22 protein-coding genes are annotated in these 23,913 nt (G+C 60.3%); 12 read left to right on the top strand and 10 right to left on the bottom strand.

What is annotated here, in order from left to right:
* Nucleotides 1-193: 193 nt before the first annotated feature.
* A complete protein-coding gene (locus K5K95_RS21790; protein ID WP_222586054.1) occupies nucleotides 194-463 on the top strand; it encodes a hypothetical protein in 270 nt (89 codons plus the stop codon).
* On the opposite strand, the gene K5K95_RS21785 is transcribed toward K5K95_RS21790, so the two are convergent.
* The 3 genes from K5K95_RS21785 to K5K95_RS21775 form a co-directional block, all read right to left on the bottom strand.
* On the bottom strand, nucleotides 460-1,098 hold the full coding sequence (locus K5K95_RS21785; protein ID WP_222586053.1) for a PQQ-binding-like beta-propeller repeat protein: 639 nt from the start codon (nucleotides 1,096-1,098) through the stop codon (nucleotides 460-462). The genes K5K95_RS21790 and K5K95_RS21785 overlap by 4 nt on opposite strands.
* 36 nt (nucleotides 1,099-1,134) lie before the next feature.
* Nucleotides 1,135-2,355 carry a helix-turn-helix domain-containing protein gene (locus K5K95_RS21780; RefSeq protein WP_222586052.1) on the bottom strand — a complete coding sequence of 407 codons (1,221 nt, stop codon included), beginning with the start codon at nucleotides 2,353-2,355 and terminating at the stop codon, nucleotides 1,135-1,137.
* Between the two features lie 78 nt (nucleotides 2,356-2,433).
* Entirely contained in the window at nucleotides 2,434-3,264 is an 831-nt protein-coding gene (locus K5K95_RS21775) for an AraC family transcriptional regulator (protein WP_222586051.1), read from the bottom strand.
* A 134-nt stretch (nucleotides 3,265-3,398) separates the two neighbouring features.
* On the opposite strand from K5K95_RS21775, the gene K5K95_RS21770 reads away from it, so the two are divergent.
* From K5K95_RS21770 to K5K95_RS21745, 6 genes are all read left to right on the top strand, one after another.
* Entirely contained in the window at nucleotides 3,399-3,917 is a 519-nt protein-coding gene (locus K5K95_RS21770; protein ID WP_222586050.1) for a carboxymuconolactone decarboxylase family protein, read from the top strand.
* 30 nt (nucleotides 3,918-3,947) lie between these two features.
* Nucleotides 3,948-4,199, top strand: coding sequence for a glutaredoxin 3 (gene grxC, locus K5K95_RS21765; protein WP_222586049.1), 252 nt, complete (start codon nucleotides 3,948-3,950; stop codon nucleotides 4,197-4,199).
* Between the two features lie 148 nt (nucleotides 4,200-4,347).
* On the top strand, nucleotides 4,348-4,779 hold the full coding sequence (locus K5K95_RS21760) for a nuclear transport factor 2 family protein (protein ID WP_222586048.1): 432 nt from the start codon (nucleotides 4,348-4,350) through the stop codon (nucleotides 4,777-4,779).
* Nucleotides 4,780-5,257: 478 nt separating this feature from the next.
* Complete coding sequence (locus K5K95_RS21755; RefSeq protein WP_222586047.1) at nucleotides 5,258-5,659, top strand: hypothetical protein; 402 nt, start codon at nucleotides 5,258-5,260, stop codon at nucleotides 5,657-5,659.
* A gap of 11 nt (nucleotides 5,660-5,670) precedes the next feature.
* Nucleotides 5,671-6,210, top strand: a complete 540-nt coding sequence (locus K5K95_RS21750; RefSeq protein ID WP_222586046.1) for an HD domain-containing protein — start codon at nucleotides 5,671-5,673, stop codon at nucleotides 6,208-6,210.
* A 191-nt stretch (nucleotides 6,211-6,401) separates the two neighbouring features.
* The gene (locus K5K95_RS21745) at nucleotides 6,402-6,680 is read left to right on the top strand and encodes a DUF3303 domain-containing protein (RefSeq protein ID WP_222586045.1); all 279 of its coding nucleotides are present in this window, start codon (nucleotides 6,402-6,404) and stop codon (nucleotides 6,678-6,680) included.
* Between the two features lie 151 nt (nucleotides 6,681-6,831).
* On the opposite strand, the gene K5K95_RS21740 is transcribed toward K5K95_RS21745, so the two are convergent.
* The 4 genes from K5K95_RS21740 to K5K95_RS21725 all read right to left on the bottom strand — a co-directional run bounded on the left by K5K95_RS21740 (nucleotide 6,832) and on the right by K5K95_RS21725 (nucleotide 13,754).
* The gene (locus K5K95_RS21740) at nucleotides 6,832-9,261 is read right to left on the bottom strand and encodes an efflux RND transporter permease subunit (protein ID WP_222590388.1); all 2,430 of its coding nucleotides are present in this window, start codon (nucleotides 9,259-9,261) and stop codon (nucleotides 6,832-6,834) included.
* Between the two features lie 27 nt (nucleotides 9,262-9,288).
* Nucleotides 9,289-10,365 carry a WD40/YVTN/BNR-like repeat-containing protein gene (locus K5K95_RS21735; protein WP_222586044.1) on the bottom strand — a complete coding sequence of 359 codons (1,077 nt, stop codon included), beginning with the start codon at nucleotides 10,363-10,365 and terminating at the stop codon, nucleotides 9,289-9,291.
* Nucleotides 10,366-10,527: 162 nt separating this feature from the next.
* Nucleotides 10,528-11,892, bottom strand: coding sequence for a DUF1329 domain-containing protein (locus K5K95_RS21730; RefSeq protein WP_222586043.1), 1,365 nt, complete (start codon nucleotides 11,890-11,892; stop codon nucleotides 10,528-10,530).
* A 32-nt stretch (nucleotides 11,893-11,924) separates the two neighbouring features.
* Nucleotides 11,925-13,754 (bottom strand): DUF1302 domain-containing protein, encoded by a 1,830-nt coding sequence (locus K5K95_RS21725; RefSeq protein ID WP_222586042.1) that lies wholly within the window; start codon nucleotides 13,752-13,754, stop codon nucleotides 11,925-11,927.
* Between the two features lie 313 nt (nucleotides 13,755-14,067).
* Between K5K95_RS21725 and K5K95_RS21720 the strand changes: the two genes are divergently transcribed.
* Complete coding sequence (locus K5K95_RS21720; RefSeq protein ID WP_222586041.1) at nucleotides 14,068-16,062, top strand: alkyl/aryl-sulfatase; 1,995 nt, start codon at nucleotides 14,068-14,070, stop codon at nucleotides 16,060-16,062.
* A gap of 210 nt (nucleotides 16,063-16,272) precedes the next feature.
* Entirely contained in the window at nucleotides 16,273-16,731 is a 459-nt protein-coding gene (locus K5K95_RS21715) for an REP-associated tyrosine transposase (RefSeq protein WP_222586040.1), read from the top strand.
* Between the two features lie 139 nt (nucleotides 16,732-16,870).
* On the opposite strand, the gene K5K95_RS21710 is transcribed toward K5K95_RS21715, so the two are convergent.
* On the bottom strand, nucleotides 16,871-17,920 hold the full coding sequence (locus tag K5K95_RS21710) for an AraC family transcriptional regulator (RefSeq protein WP_222586039.1): 1,050 nt from the start codon (nucleotides 17,918-17,920) through the stop codon (nucleotides 16,871-16,873).
* Nucleotides 17,921-18,129: 209 nt separating this feature from the next.
* Here K5K95_RS21710 and K5K95_RS21705 point away from each other — a divergent pair, with 209 nt between their 5' ends.
* The 3 genes from K5K95_RS21705 (at nucleotide 18,130) to K5K95_RS21695 (ending at nucleotide 21,381) form a co-directional block, all read left to right on the top strand.
* The gene (locus K5K95_RS21705) at nucleotides 18,130-19,791 is read left to right on the top strand and encodes a GMC family oxidoreductase (RefSeq protein ID WP_222586038.1); all 1,662 of its coding nucleotides are present in this window, start codon (nucleotides 18,130-18,132) and stop codon (nucleotides 19,789-19,791) included.
* Nucleotides 19,760-20,119: a hypothetical protein gene (locus K5K95_RS21700; protein ID WP_222586037.1), complete on the top strand. Its 360-nt coding sequence runs from the start codon at nucleotides 19,760-19,762 to the stop codon at nucleotides 20,117-20,119. Before K5K95_RS21705 ends, K5K95_RS21700 begins: the two co-directional genes overlap by 32 nt.
* Nucleotides 20,120-20,259: 140 nt before the next feature.
* Nucleotides 20,260-21,381: a CaiB/BaiF CoA transferase family protein gene (locus K5K95_RS21695; protein ID WP_222586036.1), complete on the top strand. Its 1,122-nt coding sequence runs from the start codon at nucleotides 20,260-20,262 to the stop codon at nucleotides 21,379-21,381.
* A gap of 124 nt (nucleotides 21,382-21,505) precedes the next feature.
* Here K5K95_RS21695 and K5K95_RS21690 read toward each other — a convergent pair whose 3' ends face one another.
* Nucleotides 21,506-22,057, bottom strand: a complete 552-nt coding sequence (locus tag K5K95_RS21690; RefSeq protein ID WP_222586035.1) for a DUF2889 domain-containing protein — start codon at nucleotides 22,055-22,057, stop codon at nucleotides 21,506-21,508.
* On the bottom strand, nucleotides 22,054-23,820 hold the full coding sequence (locus K5K95_RS21685) for an arylsulfatase (protein WP_222586034.1): 1,767 nt from the start codon (nucleotides 23,818-23,820) through the stop codon (nucleotides 22,054-22,056). Before K5K95_RS21685 ends, K5K95_RS21690 begins: the two co-directional genes overlap by 4 nt.
* Between the last annotated feature and the right edge of the window lie 93 nt (nucleotides 23,821-23,913).

The raw sequence follows: 23,913 nt of genomic DNA, 5'->3' as shown, positions 1-23,913 counted from the left end.
TCTTTATTGATATTCACCATCGCGATGATTGCCTTCCGCTAAAAAACCGCTTGGCGCAGGATCAACCCATCCAAAGGCGAAACCCCACATCGGAGGGGAAAACCATGTTGATCCATCTGCTGACCTGCCTGGCCCTGACGGCCGTTACGCTGACTGCTTTTTCATACATTGTCCTGGCCGAGGAGCGCACCTCATGATTCACTCCGTCAATCTCGCCGTGAGTTTCCCGGTATTCGGCAACAACTACTATTCGCAAACATCCGTCTCTCGCAAAACGCTGTCACTGGTGTTCGACGAGGGCTTCGAGGCCCTGCTGATACCGGCAGCCGCCAACCACTTCAACAACGAAGTGGTCGGGCTGAACGATCAGTTCCGGTTTCTGAGCGACGTGCTGGCTGATCACCTGCTGGAGATCGAACTGGCCCGGAACGCGCCTCGGTCTTCGCGTCAGTTCACCTTCTAAGAGGCGACGGGCCGGCGCACGGCCCTAACCTTGCCGCTCTTGCCGCCGCCACAGAAAAACTGCTCCGCGCCATCGGACTCCAGTCCCGACACGCCGACGCCTGGCGGCATCATCACGCTTTCCAGCACCTCGCCGGTTTTCGGATCGATACGCCGCAATTCACTTTCCTCCTCTTCCCATGTGCCGTGCCACAGCGCGCCTTCAACCCAGGTCACGCCGGTGACAAAGCGGTTGGATTCGAGCGTGCGCAGCACTTTGCCGGTAGCGGGATCGATTTGATGAATCTTGCGGTCGCGATACTCGCCGACCCAAAGCGTCCCTTCCGCCCACGTCAGTCCCGAGTCGCCACCGCCGCCCGGCGCCGGAATCGTTGCAAGGACGCGGCCGGTCTGCGGGTCGATCTTGTGGATGCGATCCTCGGCGATCTGATACAGATGTTGGCCGTCGAACGCGGTGCCAGCGTGGGCGGCGACATCAATCGAGCGCAGCGCCTGCCCGCTTGCCGGGTCGAATGCGTTGAGTTTTTCTCCAGAGGCAAACCAGACGTTGTGGCCGTCATAAGACACGCCATGCACGTGGTCGACGCCCGGAAACGGGCCGTATTCGCGGATGATTTCGGCTGCTGAGTGTTTCATGTCTGCTTCCTCGTCACAGGGGTGGTGAGGTGGATCCTAATCACCCGGCGCCCAAGGGGTGAGTAACAAAGTCGTCGCGAATCCCGGCATCGGCGGCGTCAACCAGCGCCGGGTTCGCCCGCGACCAAACGACTGCACCTTGCCAGACACCGCCAGCGCATCGAGGGCGCGCTGTACGGTGCGCTGGCTGGTGTTCAGCGCCAGGGCGAGCGCCGAGCTGGACCACGACTCGCCGTCGGCGAGAAAGGCCAGCAGCGCCGCTTGCGGTTCTTCGACCGGTCTGGCCAGCACCGCAACGTCGTCGGCAACCTGTGGTTGCAGCATGAACCCGCGCTTCGTCGCCGTGACACCCGCCAGCGGCTTGAGCGCCGCGCGCAGCCGGCCGATTTCCACCCGCAGCCGTGCGCGATGCGACTCGTCCGAGAGCTTCAAGCGAAAGGCCTGGGTGATGAGTGTTTCCCTCGCCACCTCGCCGGGCCAGGCCTCGGCCAATGCCCGTGCGAGGGTGAACAACACCGGGCGCGTGGCGAGGGACACCGACATCCCGGCGCCTCGCACAACGTAACGGCACGCATCGACCACCAGTGACGTTGATCCGAGCAGTGCTTCAACGTCGTCGAGCAACAAGGGTCGTTCCTGATCACGGGCAATCAGTCGCGCCACCGGGCTGTTCAACAGATGGACAGCATTTTCGACCTCGGCGGTGAGTGCAGGAATGCCAGCCAGGAGCGCGGCGCGTTCGGCCCTTTCGAGCGCCGATCGGGCCTTCGTCGTCTCGAGCCGGCGCATCGCGATTCCTGCCACCACCAGCTCGTGGGCGGCACGCAATGCAGGCGGTAATGGCGCCGGATCAAGCTCGGCGAGCAACGCTTCCACCTCATCCAATTGGCCGATCAACAGCAAGCGGCGAATCTGCAGATAGCGCGCGTGGGCGGCGTTGACCCAATCGCCATGGGCTTGCAGCGTCACTCGTGCCGCTTCGAGCGCTTTCACCGGCCAGCCCAGATCCCGTGAAGCCAGGGCGATTTCGGCCTCGGCCACCACACACCGCGCGCGGGCCATCGGCTCTTTCGGACCGAAGGCGCGGGCGGCACGCCGGACCAGCTCCTTGGCCCGAACAAACTCGCCCAGCTGCGCCATGGCAATACCGCGCAGCGCCAGCGCCGGGGCGTCCTCGCGCAACGCAATGCGGTTCAATGCGCCAAGCGGATCACCCGCCGCGAGTGCGTGCGCTGCTGCGGTGATCAGCGAGTCCATTTGAATTGCGCCACAGGTGCCACTCCCACGGTTCGATGCCCGTTGATGAGTCTATCTCACGCCCAACAGCCCGCCGGATCAGCGCGCACGTTTGCCTTCCTGCACCCATTCGCGCGGACTGACACCGGTTTTACGCCGAAACGCCCGAGCCAGCGCCGAAGGGCTTTCATAGCCGACTTCATCGGCAATCAGCGCAATGGACTTGCCTTCACGCAAGCGCTTCTGCGCCAGACTGATGCGCCAGCTCACCAGATAATCGACCGGCGTCTGCCCCACCACCAGCCGAAAATGTTCGGCAAAACTGGCCCGGGACATGTTCGCCGCCGCCGACAATTCGGCCACGGTCCAGGCCTTGGCGGGTGTGTCGTGCATCAGGCTCATGGGGCGCGCCAGACGCGGATCGGCCAGGCCAGCCATCATTCCGGGGCTTTGCTCGCGGTTGCTCAGAATGTGCCGCAGCAGCTGAATCACCAGCAGTTCGAACAACCGGTCCATCATCGCTTCGCGACCGCAGGTGCCGCCAAAGGCTTCGTTGAACAGCCAGTCCAGCGTCCCGGCCAGCGTCGGCACGCTGTCGAGGCCCAGCACCAGGTAATCCGGAAGCGCCGCCGCCAAGGCATTGCCCGACCCGCCGTCGAAGGCCAGCGAAGCGCACACCAGTTGCGTGCCCGAGGCGTCATGGGCGAACAAGCGATGACGGTACGGGCGCGGGAAAAAAATCAGTGTCGGCTGGTCGAGCCGAACCTCGCGATCATCGGCCAGCCTGAGCGTCAGTTCCCCCGCTTGAAGCAGGTGCAGGTGCCCGGTGACCTGTTCGCCGTCAAACGCCGCGGCCCCGCAGAAATGCCCGCTGTGGAAGGTTCCGGCACTGACGCCGAAATGCGTAAGCAAGGTGGATAAGCGATCCATGGAACAACTCCCGGCGACTTATTTGGACGATCTGTCGTATATCCTCGACGATTTGCACCCTAAAAGCCAGTCTCGACCCTTAGCATGGACCCCGTACCCAGCGCACAACGCGCTTGAATCTACGGAGTATCACCATGAGCCGCATCACTGCCCTGAACCTCGAAAACGCCACTGAAGCCACTCGCCCGCTGCTGGAGGGTGTGCAAAAGAAAATCGGCTTTTTACCCAATGTCTTCAAGACACTGGCCCTCGCACCCGCCGTGCTGTCGGCCTATCTGCAACAGTCGGTGGCGCTGGGAAAGACGTCCCTGAGTGCGACTGAAAAGGAAGCGGTGTTTCTCGCCACCTCACAGGTCAACGGCTGCGACTACTGCCTGGCGGCGCACACGTTGTTCGCCGGCAAGGCCGGGCTGTCCGCGCAGGACATCCTCAGCGCCCGAGAGGGTCAACTCAATGCCTTTGCCGCGCTGGCACAACAAATCACCGAGAGCCGTGGCCACTTGAGCAACGAGCAGATTGAAGCGGCGCGCGCTGCCGGCATCGACGACGCCAAGATTATTGAGGTGGTCGCCCACGTCGCCTCGCAGACCCTGACCAACTACTTGAACAACCTGGCCCTGACCGACATCGATTTCCCGGCTATCGACGCCTGATCGCCACTTACACATTGAGGAGTGCACACCATGAACACTGTGACGCTTTACACCACTGACACTTGCCCGTATTGCCGCAATGCCAAGGCGCTGCTGGCGAACAAAGGCATCGCCACCGAGGAAATCAACGTTCAATCGGACCCTGGCAAATTCAAGGAGATGCTCGACCGCAGCGGTCGACGCAGCGTGCCGCAGATTTTCATCGGCGACACCCATGTCGGCGGTTTCGACGACCTGGCCAAACTGGACCGGCAAGGAAGCTTACTGTCGATGCTGGCCTGAAATCCAAATGCACACGCCCTTTCGTCTTGGCACGCCGTTCATCCCCATGAACGGCATGCCGAGTCGTTTTGCCACTACTTCAATAAAATTCCGCTAAGTTGTACGATGACCGACGAGTCATCCATCCAATAACAACAAGGAAACACCCATGACAAAAGTCAAAGTGCTGATCGGTTTTCTCTGCCTCTTCAGCGGTTACGTAGCCGCAGCGCCTGCACCGGGAGAGAAGGACGTTGCCGACGCCGTGGATCATCTGACCCAAGCCATGCTGCACAAGGATATTCCCCAATTGAAAGCGCTGACCGCCGAGAACCTGACTTATGGTCACTCCAGCGGCAAGGTCCAGGACAAGCAAGCCTTCATCGACGACATCGAAACCGGCAAAAGCGCCTTCAAAACCCTCGAAATGCAAAACCAGACCATCACCGTCTCGGGTGACGTCGCGTTGGTGCGCCACCATTTCTCGGCCCAGGCGATCAAGGGCACCGAACTGGTCCCGACCGAAATCGAAAACTTTCAGATCTGGCAGAAGAAGAGCGGCCACTGGTTGCTGGTGGGCCGCCAGGCCTTCCGTATCTGAACAAACAAATCCCGCCCCAGAACTAATGTTGTTCACTTAAGAAAGCGCTGCCGTTGATCGTTCCCACGCTCCGCGTGGGAATGCCGCCGGGGACGCTCTGCGTTCCGCTGTCGACGCCAGGCTCAAGTCTTGCGCAAGGGCGACGCGGAGCGTCACGGGATGCATTCCCACGCAGAGCGTGGGAACGATCATGAAACGCGGTGCGCCAGTCTGCTTTAGGTGGGAGTGAGCCTGCTCGCAATGCCGTTGATCTTGCCGTTGATCGTTCCCACGCTCCGCGTGGGAATGCCGCCCGGGACGCTCTGCGTTCCGCTGTCGACACCCGGCTCAAGTCTTGCGCAAGGGTGACGCGGAGCGTCACGGGATGCATTCCCACGCAGAGCGTGGGAACGATCAACGCGCAGGAACGATCACGATATTTCCGACTGACGATTGACCTATGGGCAAACGGGTTGGGTGGGCTCTATGATTAGGGCCCATGACGACCTCTGTTCCGATCCGCTCCCCCTGCCCGCCCGGCGCCTGCATCTGCGGGCGAGACCCGTTGTTGGAAACACCGGGCGCGGATGTGCGCATCCTGTTTCTGACGCGTCAGGAAGAAAAGCGCCTGCTTGAACGGCTGGAGAACCTGCAAAGCCTGGCCGACCTCGAGCGCTTGCAACATCGCATGTACGAACAACTGGGGATTCGCGTGGAGATCGTCCCCAGCTTCAATGAAGTGCGAACCATGCGCGGCATCGGCATCACCCTCGGCGAATTGCCAGGACTGTGCCGCAAGACCCGCCAGTCGATCCCGGCCGCCATTCGCCGCAGCCTGGAAAAGCGCCCGGAAATTGCCTTCGAGATCCTCAACGCCAACGACCTGTTGCGCGATGCGTGAAGTCCGCCCCCATGAATATCCTGATCGAATTCCCCGTCACCGACGAAATACTCACCTCCTACGCGCTGGCGATCGGTGCTGACCTGCCGGGCTATCGCAATCACATCTACCGCGTGCTGAACTTCTATCGCGCAATCTGCGGCATTGAAGGCCTGCCGACCGAGGCCGTGCAGATTGCGGGAGCGTTTCACGACCTGGGGATCTGGACCGATCAAACCATCGATTATCTGGAACCGTCGGTTCGCCAGGCCACTGACTATCTCGACAGGCAACACCTGTCGCACTTGAGCAGCGAAGTGTCGGCACTGATCCTGGAACACCACAAAATACGCGCCTACGCCGCCGAGCATGCCCTCAGCGTCGAGCCTTTCCGGCGTGCCGATGTGATTGATGTGTCCCTGGGCCTGTTGACGTTCGGGCTGCCACGGGCGTGGATCAAAACGGTGAAGGCGACGTTCCCCAATCATGGCTTTCACGGGATGTTGCTCAGGCAAACCGCGCGGCAATTTCTTCGTTCCCCGCTCAAGCCACTGCCGATGTTTCGCTGGTGAAACAGGCGCCGGCCACGACGTCGTCCAATCGTTGAAAATGCCCTTAAAAGATCAGCGGTCGTACACGCACCGCTGCGCGCTGCTATGCCTTCACATGGGACATGAAGCTGCAAACAGGCGCGCCATCGTGGTCCCGGCGCCAGCCAGATGGCGTACTTCAACAGGTGCCAATCCGTAGCAGGAGGTGGCAAATGTTATTCATCGTCAGTTGGTCCATCAGTCCGGAAAATCGCAACACGGCCATCCAGCGTTTCCTCAAGACCGGAGGCGCTCCACCTGAGGGCGTCAAGATGCACGGACGCTGGCACGCGGTCGGTGGTTCGAGTGGGTTTGGCATCGCCGAGGCCAGTGATCTGGTACAGGTTCAGAAGTGGGTACTGGAGTGGAATGACATCATGAAGATGGAGGTTCACGCGGCGTTGACCGATGCACAGATGGCGCCGCTGTTGGCGGCCATTGGCGGCAAGTAGCGCCCCCGTGTCATAACACAAACCGTGTAGGAGCTGTCGAGTGAAACGAGGCTGCGATCTTTTGATCCTGTTTTGGCAATTTCAAAAATGCCGAAGATCAAAAGATCGCAGCCTCGTTTCACTCGACAGCTCCTACACAAACCGCGTTGGGTTATCGCACTTTACGCAACAGGAAGTGCGACAGTGCCGGGATCAGTACCAGTGCCCCGACCATGTTCCAGATGAACATGAACGTCAGCAGAATGCCCATGTCGGCCTGGAATTTGATCGGCGACCACGCCCAGGTAATCACACCGGCAGCCAGGGTAATCCCGACCAACGCGACCACTTTGCCAGTGAACGCCACCGCATTACGGTAGGCCTCGGTCAACGATAACCCGGCGCGTTGCTGGGCCAACTGCACGCTCAGCAGGTACAACGCGTAATCCACGCCAATCCCCACGCCAAGGGCGATCACCGGCAATGTGGCGACTTTCACCCCCATCCCAAGCCAGACCATCAATGCCTCGCAAAGGATTGAAGTCAGCATCAACGGCACCACCGCCACCACCACCGCACGCCAGCTGCGGAAAGTGATGAAGCACAACACAATCACCGCGCCATACACATACAGCAGCATCGTACGGTTGGCATCGCGCACGACGATATTGGTCGCGGCTTCAATCCCGGCGCTGCCGGCGGCGAGCATGAACTGGCGCTCGCCGTTGCTATGCTCACGGGCGAAGGTTTCGGCCACTTGCACCACGCGGTCGAGGGTTTCGGCCTTGTGATCCGAGAGGTAGGCCACGATCGGCATCATCGAGCAATCATTGTTGAACAGGTCCGGGCTGCTGACCGACGCCTGTTGTGCGCCGTAGTTCAGTACGTTCTGGTTACGGGCGATGGTCAGCCACTTCGGGTTGCCTTCGTAGGAACCGGCGGTGATCTGCCGCACCGCATTGACCAGCGACACCGTGGTTTGCACCCCCGATTGCTGCTGCAACAGCCAGCCCAGACGATCGGCTTCCACCAGAGTTTCGTATTTCAGGCAGCCTTCGCTGGGGGTCTTGAGCATGATTGCGAACTGATCGCTGGACAGCGAATAGTTGGCGGTGATGTAGGCGTTATCGCGGTTGTACCGGGAGTCGGCGCGCAGTTCCGGGGCACCAGGGTCGAGATCGCCGATTTTCAGGTGATGGCTGACAACCAGCCCGCCCACCGCCAACAACCCTGAAATGACGACGGCAACGGTGGCCCAGCGGCGCTCGGTGAACTTGTCGAGGCAACTCCAGAGCGCGCCCATACCTTTACCGCGCAGTTCCTTGTTTTCGGCGCGCAAGCTGCGCTCGGCCGCCTTGCGGCTCACGCCCCAATAGGACAGCAACACCGGCAGCAGCACCAGGTTGGTGAAGATCAGCACCGCAACACCGATGCTGGCGGTGATTGCCAGGTCCTGGATCACCGGGATATCGATCAGCATCAACACCGCAAAACCCACGGCGTCGGCCAGCAATGCGGTCAGCCCCGCCAGGAACAGGCGGCGAAAGGTGTAACGCGCAGCGACCAATTGATGAGTGCCGCGCCCGACGTCCTGCATGATCCCGTTCATCTTCTGCGCGCCGTGGGACACGCCGATGGCGAACACCAGGAACGGCACCAGAATCGAGAACGGATCCAGCGCAAAACCAAACAGGGCGACCAGCCCCAGTTGCCAGACGACCGCGATCACAGAACAAAGGATCACAAGTGCCGTGCTGCGCACACAACGGGTGAAGTAGAAGATGATCGCCGTGGCGATCAGCGCCGCAACGCCGAAATACAGCATCACCTGCATCAGGCCATCGATCAGGTCGCCCACCAGCTTGGCGAAACCGATGACGCGTACCTTGATCGGACCGTTGCCCTCCTCACCCGCAACGCGAACGCTGCCCTTGAACTCGTACTGGTTACGCAGCTTTTCTTCCAGCGTCCGGGAGAACTGTTGATAGTCGATGCCCTGCCCCGTGACGGGATCCTTCTCCAGTAGCGGCACGAAGATCATGCTCGACTTGAAGTTGTTGCCGATCAAGCTGCCGACGATGCCCGAACGAGCGATATTCTGCCGCAGCTGCTGCACGCTCTGGGCCGAGCCGTCATAGGAATCAGGCATCACCGGCCCGCCCTGGAAGCCTTGCTCGGTGACTTCGGTCCAGCGCACTGCAGGCGTCCACAGCGACTTCATCCACGCGCGATCAACACCCGGCGTCACGAACAGTTCGTCGTTGATTTCCTTCAAGGCGTCGAGATAGTGCGGATCGAAAATGTCGCCATTACTGCTTTCCACCACCACCCGTACCGCGTTGCCGAGGCCGCGCAGGGCCTGACGGTTTTCCAGGTAGTTTTTGATGAAGGGCTGGCTCTGCGGGATCATCTTTTCGAAGCTGGCATTGAGCGTCAGCCGGGTCGTGGCGAAAAAGCTCAGCGCCACCGTCACCAACAGGCAGGCCAGCACCACCGCGAGGCGATTGTTGAAAATCAGTCGTTCCAGCGTGTTACCAGAACGCGCATCGAAGCCCTTGAGCTCGCGGATGACCGGCATTGTTTCGAGTTCGTAGTGACCCATCATGGTGTTCTCTTTGTAATGCCGGGCTTATTCGAGAGGCAACTGGCGCAGGCCACGAGTGCCTGCGAGCACCAGCGCGCCACCGACAGCCACCTGCGCAGCGGCCACGGGTGCCAAAGCGCTGTGTGGCTGGATTTGAAAGCTTGCACCGTCATCAACGCTGACCAGCACATGGCCGGCCTGGCTGACCAGTACGATCCGGCCGTCGGCAGTGATACTGCTGGCCGTGATGCTCAAGGGCAGGTCAAGATCGATCCTGGTCCAGCTCGCCCCGCTGTCAATGCTGCGGAAAACGTTACCGCGCAGACCGAACACCAGCGTGGCACCCGGTTTGCCGGTGATGCCGAAAAAGCTGCCATTGTAGGCCGTCGGCGTGGCATTGAATCGACCGCTGGCGCGATCCAGCTTCATGACCAGGCCTTGCTCACCGACGATAAACAGGTCGCCACCCACGGGCCGCAGCGCGTAGAGGTTGAGTGCGCTCGGGTTGTCGGTGCGTTCCAGTAGTGGCGTCCAGTGAGACCCGCCATCGTCGGTGCGAAAAATCAGGTTGAATGCGCCAATGATGTAGCCGACCTGATCGCTTTCGAACCAGACATCGAGGAAGGGTTTATCGGCGCCCTCCTCGACCATGCGCTGGGCATCGCTGACTCGCGCTTGCAAGTCGGCGTTATCCGGTTGGCCGGCAAGTTGCTGTTGGTAGTAGTCGAGCATGATCGGGCCGATTTGGCGCCCGTCCAGCTGGCGACTCCAGGTCTGGCCGGCGTCGCTGCTGTGCAAGACCACGCCATCGTGTCCCACCGCCCAGCCTTGGCTCGGGCTCGGAAAGTGCACGGCGACCAGGTCGGAACTGACCGGCACCTGCGCCTGCTGCCAGTGCTGACCGGCGTCATCGGAGTAGAGAATGTGCCCGCGCTGGCCCACCGCAACCAGTCGCTCGCCGGCCAGGGTCAACCCGGTCAGCGTCGATTGAACGGCCAGATCGCTTTTCAGTGCCGGCGTATCGAGCACATCGGCAAACTCGCCAGCAATCACCGGCCGGGTAAAGGGCACGGCTATCGCAGCTGACAGCGCGGCAAGCAAAAACCACTTGATCATCGTCATTATTATTATCTCGGTGCACACCACGCCCTGTAGGAGCTGTAGGAGCTGTCGAGTGCAACGAGGCTGCGATCTTTTGATCTTGGTCTTCAAAAACAACATCAAAAGATCGCAGCCTCGTCGCACTCGACAGCTCCTACAGTCCGTACACGGGATTTGTGGGGGTTAACGGATGCCGGTGCCGGCCAGCGATTCAGCCGACCATTGCGCCTTGGACAGCGGGTCGATGTACTTAAGGCCGCCGTACGGACCGTAGAAACCGTTCACGTTGTAGGCGCCGGACACCAGGTCATAGAGCATATGGTTGATGGTGTCCGGGGCTTGCACGTCGTAGCTGTACGTCAGGTGCGAGAAGCCGCCACGATAAAGCTGGCCGCGAGCGTCATACTCGTCGGAAGCCAAGGCGATCCAGCTGTCTTCGTCGAGATAGAACGTGCGCTTGCTGTAGATGTGGCGCTTGCCCGGTTTGAGCGTGGCTTCCACCACCCACACCCGGTGCAGCTCCCAACGCAGCAGATCGGGATTGACGTGGTTGGCCTTCATCACGTCGGCCGCGTCCTTGTGATAGCTCAGCTTGTAGGTGTTGTACGGCACATAGAGTTCTTTCTTGCCGACCAGTTTGAAGTCGTAACGGTCCATCGCGCCGTTGAACAGGAAGGCATCGTCGTAAGTCGCGGCCCCGACGGTGCCCGGGTTTGGCGTGTCGTAAGCCAGGTCAGGCGCCAGCTTCACCCGACGCTGTCCCGGCAGGTACTGCCAGGCGCGACGCGGCTGCGTCAGCGGGTTGACCGAATCCATCAGCAACAGCGCTTCACCGGCACGACGCGCCGGACCGGAATACGCCAGTTTGATTTTGTAGAACACTTCATCGGCCGACACCGGACCGACCGGCCGTGCCGGCGCGTACAGCGGGTATTCGATGAAGAAGTTACCGGTTGAGCTCAGGGACGCCGCGCCAGAGGCGTCAACGTTCCAGGAGTCGTACTTGTTGGTCATCGCCACGCCTTGATAACGCAGCAAGTGGTTCCACATCGCTTCGTTGCCGTCGGCCGGAATCGGGAACGGCACACCTGGCAAGACGTTTTCCAGGCTCAAGCCGCCGTCGGTGGTCTTGGCGGTCACCGCGTTTTTCGCGGTGTTATCCAATACCGACTTGGGCAGTGCAACGCTACGGTGAGTCGGGTAAACATCAAGACGATAGGACGGATAACGGCTGAGCAACGCCTGGGTCGTCGCGGTCAGTTTGTCTTTTTCCCCGGCGAGGTTCTGGGCGGTGATCACCAAACGCGGTTTTTCACCCGCGAACGGGTCCGGGCGAAACGAGTCGCCGGTTTTGAAGTCGGTCGGAATCGCCGTCAGGCCACCGGTGTACGCGGGTATGCTGCCATCGGCGTTGGCTGCTTTATCGGCGCCGACCGGGGTCAGGCTGTTACCGAGTTTCGCCGCCTGGTCGGCGCTGACCGCCGCATGAGCGGAACCTGCGACGGTCAGTGCCAAGGCGCTGGCCAATACGGATTTGATGAAGTTCATGGGTGTCTCCTGTTTAACGCACAGCTCGAAGATCAGAGGGTGGTTTTGAAAGTGAAAGTGACCATGCCGCGATCCTTGAGCTGGGCCACGGTGCCGGCAAACGCGGTGGCCTGGCCGGGAACGCAGTTGTATTGACCGTTGGCCCCCGGCGCCGCGCCATCGCCTGGCGTACTGGCGTTGCCGGCAGAACCGCAGGTGTCGAAGTCGCCAAAGTTATCGACGTACTTGAGGTCGAAGCGGTACTGGCTGCGCACGTCCATGCCAACGCCGACCGAATAGCTGCCGGTGCCTTTGTTGCCGCCCAGTTGCACGGCGGACTGGCCTGCGAGGCCGACGTTGTAGCTGACCGGCATGAACATATCGATGCCCGGGAACACCTGGTACCAGGTCGGGTTGAAGTTCATGCCGATGATGTAGTTGTCCTTGGAAACCTTGTCCACGCCGTGGTACCAGTCCTCGCCCTTGAACAGTTGCTTGTTCTCGGTCACGTCCAGCCAGCGGCTATAGCCCAGTTCAACCAGCAACGTGGAGGAATCCCAGAGCGGGGTATCGCCAAAGGTCGTCAGGCCGTTCAACACCGCGTGCACAGTGTTGCCGCGTGCCACGCCGTTCTCGCCATCGAAGCTGCTGATGAAACCGGGACGCTCTGCGGCGCCCAACGTCGGATTGACGGTGGCCGGGACGCTGGACAAGGGCATGTTGTGGCGATAGTTGAGGTCGAAACCGACGCTCACGCCTTCAATGTTTTTGGACAGGCTGATGCCGTAGATGTCGATGTCATCCACATAGAACTGGTTGTAGCTGCCGGCATTGCCAGAGATCAACTGAGGCACACCAATGGCGGTCGGTTGCAACACCAGATTGGGCAGGATGTCGGAGGTTTTGCGGTAGTAGAAACCCATCGTTCCGTCCAGCCACGCTGGGCTCCACTTGGCCATCAGACCGAAGTCGCCGCTCTTGCTCGGCGTGAAGGTGTGACCATTGCTCAGGCGCAGGAACTGGTTCGCGCCGACCGGTCCCGGGGTTCCGTAAAGCGGGTTGGCACCGCCGATCAGCGACAGGTTGTGACCGCCATTCTGGATACCGTCGTTGAAGCCCAGGTACGTGCCCGACTCCGGCAACCGCGCGGCGTCCCAGTCAAGGAAGTATTGCGCGGCCAGGGTCAATTGCTGGTTAACGGTGAAACTGGTGGACAACTGGTTACGCGGGATGAACAGTTCTTTGGCTTCAGTACCTGGCACCGCCAGTGCCTTGGACAAATCCAGGCCCGATTGGCCATAACTGTTGCCGTGGGCGAAAGCCAAGACGCTTTCCCCCCAATACAGGGTGTGCTTGCCGGCCTTGCCGCTCAGCAGCGACTCATCGCCGATCTCGGTACTGCCGAACACAAAGGCGTCGAGGATCTCCGCCGACGGGCCGTTGTTGTAACGCTCGGCATAGCCGCTCAGGTGATGGGAATCGGGCTTGCCGCTGTTCATCTGATTGGTCGACGGGTTGAAGCTGCCGATGTCGTCATAGGCATGGTCATACCAGCTATTGGCACTGACCCGAAAACCCATCTGTTTTTTGTACACCACGTCCAGCTCCGAGAGGACGTCGAGGCGCTGGGAAACCGGACTGCCAGACGAAAAGTTGCGATCGCCGTCGTTGTTGTTCCACGCGTTGGCCAGCTTGCTGTTCGGCGCTTCGACCCGCTGGGCGTAGTTGAATTTCAGGGTATTGTCGAAACGTACCGACAGGTCCTCATTCCCCGTATCGAACTCGAACGCCTGCGCAGGTGACATACCCAGCCCGGCGAGAATCGCCGAGGCCAGAAGCCCGCGTCGCAGATTTGGGTGGCAGATCTTATTGTTGTTATTCATCTAGCGTGCTCGCCTTCTCTGTGGTTTCACGAAAAGTCATTCAAGAAAATGCCGGATCCGTGCGTGCGTTCTGCTCTAGGGAACGCAGACCGGATAGGTCGAGGCTGTTGTATCGCGAGCGGTGATGAGCTCGCCGGTCAATTGGGCCAAATCATCGGTCAGCGCAATGTGAGCGCGAGAAAGTGCCGTGGGCACTTTGGATGGACTGGTGAACGGGCGGTATTGACCAGCCGGGTCTGAACATCGGCTGTAGAACAGTCGTCGAGCGGTCAGCCCTGCGCCGACCAATATCCCTGACCTGAAAACAGAGCCCATGAAAAAGACCCTTCCTGTTCTGCTGTTACCGACGCTGCTGGCGAGTCTGATCAGCCAGTCCGCCCTGGCCCTTGTCGAACCTAAATCGGCCGAGCCCGCCACCGTGGCGGCCAATGCCGTGACCGCTCAGAAGCTGCAAGGCATGAATGGGCGCAGTGAAGACGACATCAATCGTGGCTTCATTGCCAGCCTCCCGGACGCCGAAACGCTGACCGCCGATGGCAAGGTGATCTACAGCCTCAAGGGCTATGAATTTCTCAAGCCGGCAACGGGACCGCAGACGGTGAATCCGAGCCTGTGGCTGCAAGCGCGCAAGTCGATGGCTAATGGTCTGTACAAAGTCACCGACGGTTTCTATCAAGTGCGCGGGTTTGATATCGCCAACATGACCATCATCGAGGGCAAGACCGGCCTGATCATCATCGATCCGCTGATGACAGCCGAAACCTCGCGCAACGCGTTGAATCTCTACTATGCACATCGGCCGAAAAAACCGGTGTTGGCGGTGATCTACAACCACAGCCACGTCGACCACTATGGCGGCGTCAAAGGCATCGTCGACGAGGCCGACGTCAAGGCCGGCAAGGTGCAAATCATTGCGCCGGTGGGCTTCATGGAGCACGCCATCGCCGAAAACGTCATGGCCGGCAACGCCATGAGCCGACGCAGCGAATATCAGTTCGGTACCACGCTGCCCCGTGGCGACCGCGGCCAGCTGGACCTCGGCGGCGCGAAGGCGCTGCCCAACGGCACCATCACGCTGATCCCGCCGACTCGCGAGATCAGCCAGCCGATCGAGAAGATTGAAATAGACGGCGTTGAGATCATCAACATGCTCACGCCGGGTACCGAAGCGCCGGCCGAAATGGTGCATTACTTCCCGCAGCACAAGGTGCTGGACACCGGTGAACTGGCGTTGCAAACGCAGCATCAATTGCTGACCCTGCGCGGCGCGGAAATCCGCGACAGCCAGTCCTGGGCGAAATACCTCAACGAGGCCTTGCAGCGCTTTGGTGCAGACACTGACATTCTGGTCGGCCAGCACACCTGGCCGGTGTTCGGTAAAGAGCAGGTGAACAATTACCTGAGCAAGCAGCGTGATCTCTATAAATGGATGCACGACCAGTCATTGCGTCTGGTGAACAAGGGCTACAAGCCGGTGGAAATCGCCGAGTTCATGCGCCAGAACGTACCGTCGAGCCTCGCCACCGAATGGTTCACACGGGGCTATTACGGTTCGGTGCAGCGCAACGCCAAGGCGGTTTATCAGCAATACATGGGCTGGTATGACGCCAACCCGGCCAATATGGATGCCTTGAGCAACGCCGATTACGGGCGCAAGTTCGTCGACTACGCGGGCGGTGCCGACGCGCTGCTCGCTCGCGCTCGCACGGATTACAAGGCCGGTGAATACCGCTGGGTGTCACAGGCCATGAGTCACTTGGTCGATGCTGAACCGACCAATCAACCCGCACTGGATTTGTTTGCCGATGCGTTGGAGCAACTGGGCTATCAGGCAGAGTCGGCGGTTGAACGTAACAGCTACCTGACCGGCGCCATGGAGCTGCGCAGTGGCGGCAAGAAAGTCCCGTCACCGCTGCGCACCGCCAGCCCAGACACCATCCGCGCGCTGTCCATCGAGAACATTTTCGACCTGCTCGGGGTACGCCTCAACGGGCCGAAAGCCGAGGGCAAGCACATCGTGATGAACTGGAATTTCAGCGACAGCGGCAAGCGTTACCTGCTCAACCTCGAGAACTCGGCACTGACCTACTCCGCCGAACGCAGTGCGCCGAACCCGGATGCCACGCTCACCCTGAGCCGCGACACCCTGAACGCGATCATGACCCAGCAACTGACACCGCAGCAGGCGATCCAGAACGGGCAACTGAAGATCGAGGGCAACGCCCAGGCCTTCGGCGGTCTGCTCGGATTGATGGACACCTTCTCCCCCAACTTCGAAGTGATCCTGCCCAACCCGCCGGCGCAATAACCCCCGGAACTACCCGTGTAGGAGCTGTCGAGAGAAACGAGGCTGCGATCTTTTGATTTTGATTTTTAAAAACAAGATCAAAAGATCGCAGCCTCGTTTCTCTCGACAGCTCCTACAGGGGTAATTGACAAATTCTGAAATGCTTTGCGCAGCCGATACGCGAGGCAGCGGCTAATGTTCATCTTTCAAACACGAAGGGAGGGCAAAGGAATGCCTGTCGCAGCAAATGGCTGTCATCTACGCAGGGGCCGGTATTCTGAACCGGGACACATCTACCTCCTCACCGCAGTGGTTGCACAACGTCAACCGGTGTTCGCAGATTGGCGGGCAGGACGTCTCTTGGTCGACCAGCTGCGCAGCGCTGAAGAAGCCGGCCGGGTCACCTCAATGGCCTGGGTCGTGATGCCCGATCACCTTCACTGGCTGTTCCAGCTTCAACGAGGCTCACTGCCTGAACTGGTATGCCGCATAAAATCCCGGAGCAGCCATTCGATCAACCTCACGCGTGGTGAGCAAGGGCGACTATGGCAGCCGGGTTATTACGACCGAGCCTTGCACCGTGACGAGGACCTGATAGGTGCCGCGCGTTACACCATCATGAATCCATTGCGTGCCGGGTTGGTGAAACGGATTGGTGACTACCCGTTATGGGACGCCATCTGGATTTAACCCGCCCCCCTTCAGGAGCGGTGTAGGAGCTGTCGAGTGAAACGAGGCTGCGATCTTTTGATCTTGATCTTCTGCGGCTCCGAAAAGATCAAGATCAAAAGATCGCAGCCTCGTTTCACTCGACAGCTCCTACAAGGGGTCAGGGTTGTGCTCGGAAATCCGTTGGCGACAAACCGGTCCAGCGTTTGAAGGCGCGGGTGAAGTTGCTTGTGTCGCTGAACCCCAGCAGAAAGGTGATTTCAGTCACCGGGCGCGAGGCCTGGCTCAGGTAGCTGCAAGCCAGTTCCTTGCGCGTGTCATCCAGCAACTGCTGGAAATTGGTGCCGCGCTGAGACAGCTTGAGCTGCAGCTTGGTCGGGCTCATGTGCAGCGCACTGGCGACTTTGTCGCGGGTGCAATCGCCGTCGGGAAGGAACTCGATGATCTTCTGTGTCACCCCGGTGATCACATCGCTTTTGTCCAGCCGCGACAGGTAGCTGATGATGATGTTGTCGTTGACCTGCGCCAGCTCCGGACAGGAACCGCTGAGCACGTGCGTGAGGTCGGTCTTGGCGAAAACCAGCAGGCCGTGCTCCTGCTTGAAGCGCACCGGGGCCCGAAACAGCGCCTCGTAGGGCTCGCCGCCCTCGTGGGGCATCGGTCGGCGCATGTCCACCCGCAAGGGGCTGAACTCCTGTTTGTAAATCAGGCGCATGGTGCGGATCAGGAAACCGAAAAACGCATCTTCAGTCTCGCTGCTGAGTTCAATTACATGGTCGAACCGCACCAGCACCTGATCATCAACCTGGCTGACGCTGATCCTGGCCACTTGTGAAACCAGCCGGAAATAACGCTCCAGGCGCCGACAGAAGTCCATCAGGGTGCCGCTGGCGGCCAATGAATAACCTAATGCGTGCAAGTGCGTCAGGTGAATATGCTTGGCCACGGTAAGGCCAAAATACGGGTTATTGGTCACATCGACACAGGCCCGGTACAACCGGGTCATGGTCGCCGCCGGCAGGCGGGTCATCGGATCGGTCGACAGGTCCAGCGGGATGCCCACCGCAGTGAAAATCCGCTTGCTGTCCACACCACTGGCGTCCAGCGCCCGCGCAATGGCCACGGTGTAGCTGCCGATCGTGGTGGGCTGCAACGCTTCTTCACGCAACGATACTTCGGTGCCGGGCGTATCCATTTTCGAACCTGACATGAGCCTGCCTGTGGGAGATGCGAAAAACGATACTCGCCTCCGGTTACGCCCCGGTCAATCACCGACTCTGCCCCTGTCCCGGATGTTCCGGTGCTTGGCGCGATAGTCACCTGTCGTAGTGACTGTCGAATTGATTCTATTGACCAGTGGCGATGCGCCGTTCTGTCCACAATGCATTCAAGTTGTGCATCGAACAAAGAGAAGAACGCATGAACGAGAACACGCAATTCGATTACATCGTAGTTGGCGCAGGCGCCGCCGGCTGCGTGGTTGCCAGTCGTTTGTCGGAAGATCCGGATATTTCTGTCTGTTTGCTGGAAGCGGGCGGCCCCGACACGAATCCGTTGGTGCACATGCCGGCCGGCGTCGCGGCGATGGTGCCGACCTCTATCAATAACTGGCAGTACCAGACCGTACCGCAAGCAGGCTTGAACGGCCGGGTCGGGTATCAGCCGCGGGGCAAGACGCTGGGCGGCAGTTCTTCGATCAACGCCATGGCCTATCATCGCGGCCATCCCGAAGACTTCGACCGCTGGGCCGCTCTCGGCAACCCTGGCTGGAGTTATCAGGACGTGCTGCCGTTCTTCAAGCGCGCCGAGCATAACGAACACTTCAAAGACCCGCTGCACGGCCAGAACGGCCCGCTCAACGTGCGCTTCCATTCTTCGTCCAATCCATTTGGCGAAACCTTCGTCGAGGCTGGCCTGCAAGCCGGTTACCCCGCCTGCCCCGATCAGAACGGCGCGAGCATGGAAGGTTTTGGTCGTGTGCAAGTGATGCAAAAGGACGGGCAACGTTGCAGCGCGGCCAAGGCCTACCTGACGCCCAACCGTCACCGGCAGAACCTGCACATCGAAACCCACGCCCACGCCACGCGAATCATTTTCGATGGCAAGCGCGCGGTGGGCATCGAGTTCGTACAGAACGGCATCAAGCTCACCCTGCACGCTCGCCATGAGTTGATTCTGAGTTCCGGCGCCTTCAACTCCCCGCAGCTGCTCCTGCTGTCTGGCGTGGGGCCGGTTGGCGAGTTGCTGAAGTTCGACATTCCCGTGGTCCATGAGCTGCCGGGCGTGGGCCGTAACCTGGTGGACCACATCGATTACGTGCACTCCTATCGTGTCAAGTCTCGCCATCTGATCGGCCTTTCTCTGGCGGGTGTCTGGGACATTGCCAAGGCTGCGTTCCGTTACTGGCGCAAGCGCAGCGGTCCACTGACCAGCAACTTTGCGGAAGCGTGTGCCTTCGTCAAAACCTCGCCGACACTGAGTCAGGCGGATATTGAACTGGCCCTGACCATCGCCATGTTCGCCGACCACGGTCGCACGCTGTATCGGGGTCACGGCCTCAGTGTGCATGCTTGTCTGCTGCACCCGAAAAGCGTCGGCCAAGTGACCCTCGCCAGTGCCGATCCGCAGGTGCCGCCGCTCATAGACCCGGCATTCCTGACCCACCCCGACGACATCAAGACGTTGATCGAAGGCTACCGGATCATCCAGAGAGTCATGGCAACCCCGGCCTTCAATGCGCTCAATCCAACCGATGTTATTGATGCGCCGATGAACACCGACGCCGAGATCGAGCAGGTCCTGCGCAACCGTTCCGACACCCTTTATCACCCGGTGGGCACCTGCAAAATGGGCTCCGATGCAATGGCGGTGGTCGACGCTCGATTGACGGTGCACGGCCTGCAAGGTCTGCGCGTGGTCGACGCTTCGATCATGCCGACTATCATTGGATGCAGTACCACGGCAGCCACGGTGATGATCGGCGAAAAAGCCGCCGAGTTTATTCGCCAGGACCGCGCGGCCCGCACCTCTACGCCATCGAGTGACGATCATGAATCCAGCGCCCTTCATCACCACGCCTAAGCTGCTGACCGTTGCCGCGGTGGCCGAACTGGCCACCGGACTGGCGCTGCTGTTCACGCCCGGGCTAGTCAGCAGTTTGCTGCTGGGAATCGCCGGCACCGAGGTCATCGACATGTTTGCGCGGTTCTTTGGTCTGGCACTGGTTGCACTCGGAATTGCCTGTTGGCCGCGCCCCGTCAACACCGCAGCAGTAAGGGCGATGCTGGTCTACAACGGATTGATTGCACTGTATCTGGCGTATCTCGGCGTGGCGGTCAGCAGCGGGTTATTGCTGTGGCCGGCAGTTGTGTTTCATGCCGTGATGAGCGCGTTGCTGTTGCGTCGTTAAGGTCAAGAGATCGCAGCCTCGTTGCACTCGACAGCTCCTACAGGGTTCGGTCGGTGTAGGAGCTGTCGAGTGCAACGAGGCTGCGATCTCTTGATCTCCCCCCCACAAAAAAAACTACATTCATCCAAAGGAGTACGCGCATGGGCGTATTGGACGGCGTTCGCATCGTGGAAATTGCCGGCATCGGGCCGGGGCCGTTTTGCGGCATGTTGCTGGCGGACATGGGCGCCGAGGTGATTCTGGTAGAACGTACCGGCACCAAGGGCGCCGACCCGCTTGACCTGGGCAAACACGCCATCGTCAATCGCGGCAAACAGTCGATCGCCCTCGATCTCAAGGACCCCGATGCCATCGAAGCCGTATTGCGCCTGATCGAAGGGGCCGACGCGCTGATCGAAGGCATGCGTCCGGGCGTCATGGAGCGCCTGGGCCTGGGTCCCGACGTGTGCCTGGCCCGCAACCCGCGCCTCGTTTACGGACGCATGACCGGTTGGGGCCAGCAGGGGCCGTTGGCGCAGGCGGCAGGCCACGATCTCAACTACATCGCCCTGTCCGGCGCCTTGTGGTTCAGCGGTGAAGCCGGTCAGCCGCCGATGGCGCCACCCACACTGGTCGGCGATCTTGGCGGTGGCGCGTTGTACCTGGCCATGGGCATTCTGGCCGGGATCATCAATGCCAGCACCAACGGCTTCGGTCAGGTGGTGGATGCAGCGATTGTCGATGGCAGCGCCAACCTGATGAACCTGTTGCTGTCAGCGCATTCTGCCGGTCAACAACCGCTGGAACGGGGTCGAGGGCTGCTCGATGGCGCACATTGGGGCCGCACGTACGCGTGTGCCGACGGATTGTTCGTCAGCGTGCAAGCCTTGGAACCACAGTTCAACGCCTTGTTGTTCAACAAGCTCGGGCTGGGCGATGACCCGGATTTCAAGAACCCTTACGATCCGCGCCTGTGGGGACCGTTGCGCGAACGCCTGGCCGCCGTGTTTGCCAGCCAGCCACGCCAGCACTGGATCGACCTGCTCGAAGGCAGCGATGCCTGCTTCGCCCCGGTGCTCACGCCGGACGAAGCCCTGACGCATCCGCACATGGCGGAACGTGGCGTGTATTCGCGGCGAAACGGCGTGCTTCAAGCCGCACCGGCGCCACGCTTTTCTGCAACGCCTTCGGCAGTCGGCAATGTACCAATGCGCGGCGAACACAGTACGCGGATTCTGAGCAAGGCAGGTTTGAGCGACGAGCAGATCCGGCGATTGATTTAGCGTGTTGTAGCCGCTGGCGAAGCAAGGTCAAAAGATCGCAGCCTCGTTGCACTCGACAGCTCCTACAAGCGATAGCGAAATTCTGTAGGAGCTGTCGAGTGCAACGAGGCTGCGATCTTTTGATTCACTTCTTGAGGAAGATGGCGACCGGGCTGTCCTCGCGCAACGCGTGACAGGTGTTGATCAGCCGAGCGGCGGCGTTGCCATAGGCCTCTGAGTCTGCCGCCGTGCGCGGGGCAACCATGGCTCGGGCCATGGGGATGGTCTGAAACGCCGTGGTCGCGATTGGCAGCAGTAACTCGGTCAAATGCACACAGCCGCCAATCCCGCCGAACAGCGCTTTGATTCGCCGTGAAAACCCCGACCCGATGCGCTCCCCAAGCAGTTTTTCATAAGCCGGCATCGCACCACGACATTCGCTGGTGGGCACATCGGGCATGGACACCTTGACCTCGCGCACAACAAAATCATCGTCCAGCGTCAGGCGAATCAGCATCCCGTGGTAGGTCTGCCCCGCCGCCACGATCCGGCCTTCAGCCAGGGTCACCGGATGGGTCTTGCAGTCACTCAATCGGCCTTCAATGTCCCACAGCCCGTCGGCACGCAAAAAACCTTGGCATTCCACCTTGCGCCGATGAATCAGCCGACGGCCCCACTCATCCACTTCATCGATCATGATTCAGTCCCCTTCCGACGACGGCGCCATACCCAGGCCCCGACGAGCAGCACCAACACCGCCACAACGGGTGGCGCCGCAGCCTTGAGTTTCGGCATGATCACGTGCTGTAACGCATACAACTGCCCTTGACGCTTGTAGTCGTAACCCGCCGGCATCGGCAGCACGCCATTGACGCGCACATACTCGGCGTAGTCGGCCTGCATGCGCTGGAAACGCTCCGGCATCTGTTGCTGCAAATCGATCACTTCACCGGGGTCGGTGGCGATGTTGTAGAGGTGCCATTGCTCATCGCCCACCGGCTTGAGGCTTTTCACCAGTTTGTAATCGCCCTTGAACAACGCAGCGCTGCCGGACAGTTCGTAACCAATGGCTTTGTCCTCGGCATGCACCCGCTCGGCTCGCCCCAGCAGCACCGGCACCAGACTCGCGCCGATCAACGGTTCGACCGCTTTACCCTGGTAATGACCGTCGTGAGGTTTGACGCCAGCGACTTCCAGCAAGGTCGGGACAATGTCGGTGACATGGGTGAAGGTTCTGGAAATCTGATTGGCCTCGATCCCCGGCACACCGGAGATGATCAGCGGTGTGCGTAAACCGCCCTCGCCAGCAAAAAACTTGTAGCCACTCAAGGGGGACGCGGCCGCACTGGCCCAGCTCGGGCCGATGCTGGAGAAAGCGCCCTTGCCGCCCAAGCGGTCAATGTCGCGCGAGTATTTCACTTCAAGCCACAGTTTCAGGGCGAGGATGTCGTAAGGGTCGGTCGGCTCGCTGCCGTTATCGGACAGGAATACAAACACCGTGTTGTCGTATTCGCCGGTAGCTTTGAGGTGCGCGATCAGCCGGCCGATTTCCCGGTCCATGGTTTCACCCATGCCGGCATAGACTTCCATGCGACGCGCTTCGTAGCGTTTCTGTTGATCAGTCAAGGCGTCCCAGTCAGCAGTGCTGGCCATCGTCTTCAAACCGGCCCCAGGAGGAATCAACCCCAGTTCTACAGCACGATCCCGACGCGCCTGGCGCAACGCGGTCCAGCCTTCGTCATAGCGACCACGGTAATTGTCGATGATGGCCTTGGGAGCCTGGACCGGAATGTGGTTGGCCTGAAACCCCAGATACGCGAAGAACGGCCGGCCATCCTGGCGATCCGCGGCGATGTAATCCATCGCCTTGTCGACGATAAAGGTCGAGGAGTAATAGTCCTTGGGCAAGTGCGCCGGCTGACCGTTCTCGAACCAGGCTGCCTTGTCGTAGAGCGGTGCATAGGGCCGCTCTTCCCAGTTGTCCGAGCCGCTGTCGGCCTGAATGAAGGAGCGCTCGAAGCCGCGCTTGTTCGGCAAGGTATCGGCGGTCTTGCCCAGGTGCCATTTGCCGGTGATGTAGGTGTGATAACCGTTGTCCTTGAGCAGGCTGGCGACGGTGATCGCATTGTCGTTGAGCACGCCGCTGTAACCAGGTTTGCCAAGATGTTCGGCGGGCATGGTTTCCGGCATGTTGCCAACGCCGTTGCGATGGTTGTCGACACCGGTCAGCAGCATCGAACGGGTCGGCGAGCAGGATGCCGTGACGTGAAAATCGGCAAACCGCACGCCTTCACGGGCCAGGGTGTCGATATTCGGCGTGGCAATTTCGCTGCCAAAGGAACCGACATCGCTGTAGCCCCAATCGTCGGCGACCAGGACCACGATGTTGGGGGCGGCGAAGCATTGGGGGCCGAATGCCAGACAGCCGATGGCCAGGACAAGGGGTTTCAAGGGGGGCATGCATGGATTCCTCTTGGACAAAGATCAAGATCAAAAGATCGCAGCCTCGTTGCACTCGACAGCTCCTACGCGAGTGCTACGAGGCTGCGATGA

The organism is Pseudomonas sp. DR48 (assembly GCF_019823085.1).
Taxonomy (GTDB): Bacteria; Pseudomonadota; Gammaproteobacteria; order Pseudomonadales; family Pseudomonadaceae; genus Aquipseudomonas.
Note: the sequence above shows the minus strand (reverse complement) of the source record. Positions and strands in the feature narration are given on the sequence as shown.

What these genes read in the sequence shown, in the direction of transcription:
- K5K95_RS21770 (WP_222586050.1), top strand. Translation starts at nt 3,399, where the DNA reads ATGAGCCGCATCACTGCCCTGAACCTCGAAAACGCCACTGAAGCCACT.
- K5K95_RS21715 (WP_222586040.1), top strand. Translation starts at nt 16,273, where the DNA reads ATGCCTGTCGCAGCAAATGGCTGTCATCTACGCAGGGGCCGGTATTCT.
- K5K95_RS21785 (WP_222586053.1), bottom strand. Translation starts at nt 1,098, where the DNA reads ATGAAACACTCAGCAGCCGAAATCATCCGCGAATACGGCCCGTTTCCG.
- K5K95_RS21775 (WP_222586051.1), bottom strand. Translation starts at nt 3,264, where the DNA reads ATGGATCGCTTATCCACCTTGCTTACGCATTTCGGCGTCAGTGCCGGA.
- K5K95_RS21780 (WP_222586052.1), bottom strand. Translation starts at nt 2,355, where the DNA reads ATGGACTCGCTGATCACCGCAGCAGCGCACGCACTCGCGGCGGGTGAT.
- K5K95_RS21730 (WP_222586043.1), bottom strand. Translation starts at nt 11,892, where the DNA reads ATGAACTTCATCAAATCCGTATTGGCCAGCGCCTTGGCACTGACCGTC.
- K5K95_RS21695 (WP_222586036.1), top strand. Translation starts at nt 20,260, where the DNA reads ATGGGCGTATTGGACGGCGTTCGCATCGTGGAAATTGCCGGCATCGGG.
- K5K95_RS21725 (WP_222586042.1), bottom strand. Translation starts at nt 13,754, where the DNA reads ATGAATAACAACAATAAGATCTGCCACCCAAATCTGCGACGCGGGCTT.
- K5K95_RS21710 (WP_222586039.1), bottom strand. Translation starts at nt 17,920, where the DNA reads ATGTCAGGTTCGAAAATGGATACGCCCGGCACCGAAGTATCGTTGCGT.
- K5K95_RS21735 (WP_222586044.1), bottom strand. Translation starts at nt 10,365, where the DNA reads ATGACGATGATCAAGTGGTTTTTGCTTGCCGCGCTGTCAGCTGCGATA.
- K5K95_RS21745 (WP_222586045.1), top strand. Translation starts at nt 6,402, where the DNA reads ATGTTATTCATCGTCAGTTGGTCCATCAGTCCGGAAAATCGCAACACG.
- grxC (WP_222586049.1), top strand. Translation starts at nt 3,948, where the DNA reads ATGAACACTGTGACGCTTTACACCACTGACACTTGCCCGTATTGCCGC.
- K5K95_RS21690 (WP_222586035.1), bottom strand. Translation starts at nt 22,057, where the DNA reads ATGATCGATGAAGTGGATGAGTGGGGCCGTCGGCTGATTCATCGGCGC.
- K5K95_RS21700 (WP_222586037.1), top strand. Translation starts at nt 19,760, where the DNA reads ATGAATCCAGCGCCCTTCATCACCACGCCTAAGCTGCTGACCGTTGCC.
- K5K95_RS21750 (WP_222586046.1), top strand. Translation starts at nt 5,671, where the DNA reads ATGAATATCCTGATCGAATTCCCCGTCACCGACGAAATACTCACCTCC.
- K5K95_RS21685 (WP_222586034.1), bottom strand. Translation starts at nt 23,820, where the DNA reads ATGCCCCCCTTGAAACCCCTTGTCCTGGCCATCGGCTGTCTGGCATTC.
- K5K95_RS21760 (WP_222586048.1), top strand. Translation starts at nt 4,348, where the DNA reads ATGACAAAAGTCAAAGTGCTGATCGGTTTTCTCTGCCTCTTCAGCGGT.
- K5K95_RS21705 (WP_222586038.1), top strand. Translation starts at nt 18,130, where the DNA reads ATGAACGAGAACACGCAATTCGATTACATCGTAGTTGGCGCAGGCGCC.
- K5K95_RS21755 (WP_222586047.1), top strand. Translation starts at nt 5,258, where the DNA reads ATGACGACCTCTGTTCCGATCCGCTCCCCCTGCCCGCCCGGCGCCTGC.
- K5K95_RS21740 (WP_222590388.1), bottom strand. Translation starts at nt 9,261, where the DNA reads ATGGGTCACTACGAACTCGAAACAATGCCGGTCATCCGCGAGCTCAAG.
- K5K95_RS21720 (WP_222586041.1), top strand. Translation starts at nt 14,068, where the DNA reads ATGAAAAAGACCCTTCCTGTTCTGCTGTTACCGACGCTGCTGGCGAGT.
- K5K95_RS21790 (WP_222586054.1), top strand. Translation starts at nt 194, where the DNA reads ATGATTCACTCCGTCAATCTCGCCGTGAGTTTCCCGGTATTCGGCAAC.